Source organism: Nocardia sp. NPDC002869, from assembly GCF_046764065.1.
In the GTDB taxonomy this organism is placed as follows: domain Bacteria; phylum Actinomycetota; class Actinomycetes; order Mycobacteriales; family Mycobacteriaceae; genus Nocardia; species Nocardia rhamnosiphila.
Genome location: NZ_JBKOOL010000275.1, coordinates 1 through 4,053, shown reverse-complemented (window position 1 = coordinate 4,053; position 4,053 = coordinate 1). Strand labels below are relative to the sequence as shown.

At 71.6% G+C, this 4,053-nt stretch carries 3 protein-coding genes; all 3 read left to right on the top strand.

Features of this window, described 5'->3' with window-relative positions; translation table 11 throughout:
• Window positions 1-1,490, top strand: a 1,490-nt coding sequence (locus tag ACLML9_RS28010) for a DAK2 domain-containing protein (protein ID WP_411948310.1), incomplete at its 5' end; no start/stop codon positions are given.
• A 48-nt stretch (window positions 1,491-1,538) separates the two neighbouring features.
• Window positions 1,539-3,797: an ATP-dependent DNA helicase RecG gene (gene recG / locus ACLML9_RS28005; RefSeq protein WP_411948309.1), complete on the top strand. Its 2,259-nt coding sequence runs from the start codon at window positions 1,539-1,541 to the stop codon at window positions 3,795-3,797.
• Between the two features lie 79 nt (window positions 3,798-3,876).
• Window positions 3,877-4,029, top strand: a complete 153-nt coding sequence (locus tag ACLML9_RS28000) for a hypothetical protein (RefSeq protein WP_156058904.1) — start codon at window positions 3,877-3,879, stop codon at window positions 4,027-4,029.
• Window positions 4,030-4,053 lie beyond the last annotated feature (24 nt).

The following is a 4,053-nucleotide window of genomic DNA, read 5'->3' as shown; positions in this document are numbered from 1 at the left end:
CGGCACTGGCCCGGGGCGCGACCGCCGGCGCGCGGGGAAACTCCGGCATCATCGTGTCCCAGGTATTACGGGGTATCGCGGACGCGACGGTGGACACCGGACTGACCGAACAGACCTATCGGGCCGCATTGGCGCGGGCGGCGGCACTGGTGCGGGGAAGCCTGAGCGATCCGGTGGAGGGCACCATTCTCACGGTTCTCGACCGGGCGGGGGCCGCGGCGCACCGCTGCGCCGAGCCCGGGCTGGCGGCGGTGGTGCGGGCCGGCGCCGACGCGGCGGCGCGGGCGCTGGAGGACACCCGCGACCAGTTGGCGGTGCTGCGCGAGGCCGGGGTGGTGGACGCCGGTGCGCGCGGGTTGCTGGTACTGCTGGACGGGCTGGTCACCGTGGTGACCGGCGAGACCCCCGTGCGGGCCGAGTACCGGGCCGCCGAGCCCCGCACGCCGTCGGCCCGGCCCGCATCGGCGCAGCGCTACGAGGTGATGTACCGGATCGACGGGGCTCGCGCCGATCTCGCCGCCGAACTGCGTTCCCGGCTCGCCGCCCTGGGGGATTCGGTGGTGGTGGCCGCCGACGGTGCCGGCGGCTGGTCGGCGCATGTGCATTGCGCGGACGCGGGTGCGGCGGTGGAGGCCGGGCTCGCCGTGGGCCGCCCGGTCGCGATCCGGATCGAGCACCTGTTCGAGGGCCCCGGCCACGGGGACGGCGCGACCGCCGGGCACGGCGGCCCGCGCGCCGATGGCGCCGTGGTCACGGAGGTGTGTGCAGCCGCGGACAGCAGGCAGGTGCACGACCTGGCCGCCCGGCAGATCAGCGGACGTCTCGGTGAATCCGCCGATCGTGGGGTACTGGCCATCGCGTCCGGCGCCGGCGCCGCGGCACTTTTCGAGGCGGCGGGCGCGGTGGTGCTGAACGCCGGACAGACGCTGGACTCGGCGGTACTGCTCGCCGCCATCCGGCAGCTCCCGCATCGGGAAGTGCTGGTACTTCCCAATGGTGCGTTACCGGCCCACGAACTCGTGGCGGTCGGCGCGGCGGCGCGCGACGCACGCCGGGATGTGCTGCTGCTGCCCAGCGCCAGCATGGTGCAGGGCCTCGCGGCCCTGGCGGTGCACGATCGCGCCCGGATCGCCGTGGACGATGCCTTCACCATGTCCGAGGCGGCCGCGAGCACCCGTTGGGGCGCGCTGCGCCGCGCCCGCGAACGGGCGCTCACCATGGTCGGGACCTGTGCGCCCGGCGACGGGCTCGGCCTGGTGGGCCACGATGTGGTGGTGGTCGACCGGGATACCCGGGCCGCGGGACAGACCCTGCTGGACCGCATGCTCGGGCTGGGCGGCGAACTGGTGACCCTGCTGGTCGGTGCGGCCGCGCCGGACGGGCTCGCCGATGACCTCGCGCGGCATATCGGTGACGAATTTCCCGGTGTGGAGGTCACGGTGTATGCCGGAGGCCAGCAGGGCGACCTGATACAGATCGGTGTGGAATGAGTATCCGCCGGACCCGCCTTCGCGGGCCGTGGGGACAGGAGTAGCGCGATGGCGACACTGAGCGACCGGCTCGACCATCTGCTCGGCGCGAAGGCCGCCGCGACGCTGGCGGACGCGTTCGATATGGACACCGTGGAAGATCTGCTGCGGCATTATCCACTGCGCTACGCCACCCAGGGGCAGCCGCTCACCGAGGAGGCGCCGGAGGACGGGGCGCACATCACCGTGATCGGCCGGGTCACCAAGGCGGACCTGCGGCCGATGCGGCAGCGGCGCGGATCGCTGCTGAAGGTGGTGCTCGATACCGGCGGTGGCCGCGGCGTGGATGTCACGTTCTTCAACGGTGACAAGGTGAAATACGCGATCCGCCAGGGTGTCCGGGCGATGATGTCGGGCACGGTCAACTACTGGCGGCCCGGCCAGTGGAATCTCAGCCATCCGGGATATCTGATCCTGCCGGAGGCCGACGACGAGGAGCCGACCCTGACCACCGTGCGCGGCGGGGGCGATCTGCGCGGAATCGCGGAGAGCGCGAAGGGCGCGGGCGGGGTGGACATGTCCTTCTTCGATCGTGAGTTCATCCCGGTCTATCCGGCGACGGCGAAGGTGCAGAGCTGGGAGATCCTGGCCTGTGTCCGGCAGGTTCTCGACCAGCTCGACCCGCTCGCCGATCCGTTGCCCGCCGAGGTGCGCGACGAACGGGAACTGATGCCGGTGGGCGATGCGCTGCGCCTGATCCACCTGCCCGAACGCACCTCCGATATCGAACGCGCCCGGGAAAGGCTGCGTTTCGACGAAGCGCTGGCACTGCAACTGGTCCTCGCCGAACGGCGGCACGAGGTGGCGGGCCGCACCGCCCGGGCCTGTCCGCTGCGCGGGGACGGAATCGTCGCCGCCTTCGAGGAGCGGCTGCCGTTCGAACTCACCGAGGGACAGCGCGGGGTCATCGGCGAGATCTCGGCGGATCTGTCCCGGGAGCAACCCATGCACCGGCTGCTGCAGGGTGAGGTGGGTTCGGGTAAGACCATCGTCGCGCTGCACGCCATGCTGCAGGTGATCGATGCGGGTCAGCAGTGCGCGCTGCTCGCGCCCACCGAGGTGCTCGCCGCCCAGCACTATCGGTCGCTGAAGGCGATGCTGGGCGACCTCGGGCAGGCGGGAGAGCTGGGCGCGGCCGACGCCGCCACCCAGGTGACGCTGGTGACCGGTTCCATGCCGGCCCCGACGAAACGCGCCGCCCTCCTCGCCGCGGTGACCGGGGACGCGGGCATCGTGATCGGTACCCACGCCCTGATCCAGGACGCGGTCGAATTCTTCGATCTGGGCCTGGTGGTGGTGGACGAACAGCACCGGTTCGGGGTGGAACAGCGCGATGCGCTGCGGGCCAAGGCGAAATCGGGTTTCTCCCCGCATCTGCTGGTGATGACCGCGACCCCGATTCCGCGCACCATCGCCATGACCACCCTGGGCGACCTGGAGACCTCCACGCTCACCGAACTGCCCCGCGGGCGTTCGCCGATCCAGTCGAAGGTGGTACCGCGCCGGGTGCATCCCAACTGGGTGGACCGGGCCTGGGAGCGGATCACCGAGGAGGTCGGCGCCGGCCGGCAGGCCTATGTCGTGTGCTCGCGGATCGGTGACGACGAGGACGGTTCCGGGGCGAAGGGCAAGAAGGCCGCGGAGAAAGAGGCCCCGCCCACCCAGGCGGTGGTCGACGTCTTCGACCGCCTGCGCACGGGACCGCTCGCGCAATTGCGGATCGGGCTGCTGCACGGACGGCTGCCGGCGGATGAAAAAGACCAGGTGATGCGCGACTTCAATGCCGGCGATATCGATGTGCTGGTCTGTACGACGGTGGTCGAGGTGGGCGTGGATGTGCCGAACGCGACCGTGATGGTGATCGTGGACGCCGACCGGTTCGGCGTGAGCCAGCTGCATCAGCTCCGGGGCCGGATCGGGCGCGGTGCGCATCCCGGGTTGTGCCTGCTGATCACCGATGCCGCGCCCGGGGGTCCGGCGATGACCAGATTGGAGGCCGTCGCCGCCACCACCGACGGATTCGAGCTCTCGGTACTCGATCTGCGGCAGCGCCGCGAGGGCGATGTGCTCGGCGCCGCGCAGTCGGGAACCACCCGGTCGTTGCGCCTGCTGTCGCTGCTCGACGATCTCGAGGTCATCACCGCCGCCCAGGAATTGGCCCGCACTGTGGTGGCGCAGGATCCCGGGCTGGCCCGGCACCCCGGGCTGGCGGCGATGATGCACGCCGCCGTCGATTCCGAACGCCTGGAGTACCTGGCCAAATCCTGATCGGGGAGCGTGGGAACCGTGCCGGGACACCCGGCGTCAAACCTGGCAACGGTAACGCCGAAGGAAAGGATCAGGTCTCATGGGGGAAAGACAGGGGTGCCGGGCGGTGCGGCGGGGGCCGTCCGCACCGGCCCGGATCCGGCCGGTGCTGCGGGTGGCGCAGGACTGCCCGCACTGTGTGGCCCGGCGGACGAAACGCCGGGAACCCGGGGCCGGGGAGCTGGAGGGCTGACCGGCCCGGGCCGCACTCGCGCCG

Bases quoted from the DNA above. Each gene is read 5' to 3' on its own strand.
- recG (WP_411948309.1), top strand. From the start codon at position 1,539: ATGGCGACACTGAGCGACCGGCTCGACCATCTGCTCGGCGCGAAGGCC.
- ACLML9_RS28000 (WP_156058904.1), top strand. From the start codon at position 3,877: ATGGGGGAAAGACAGGGGTGCCGGGCGGTGCGGCGGGGGCCGTCCGCA.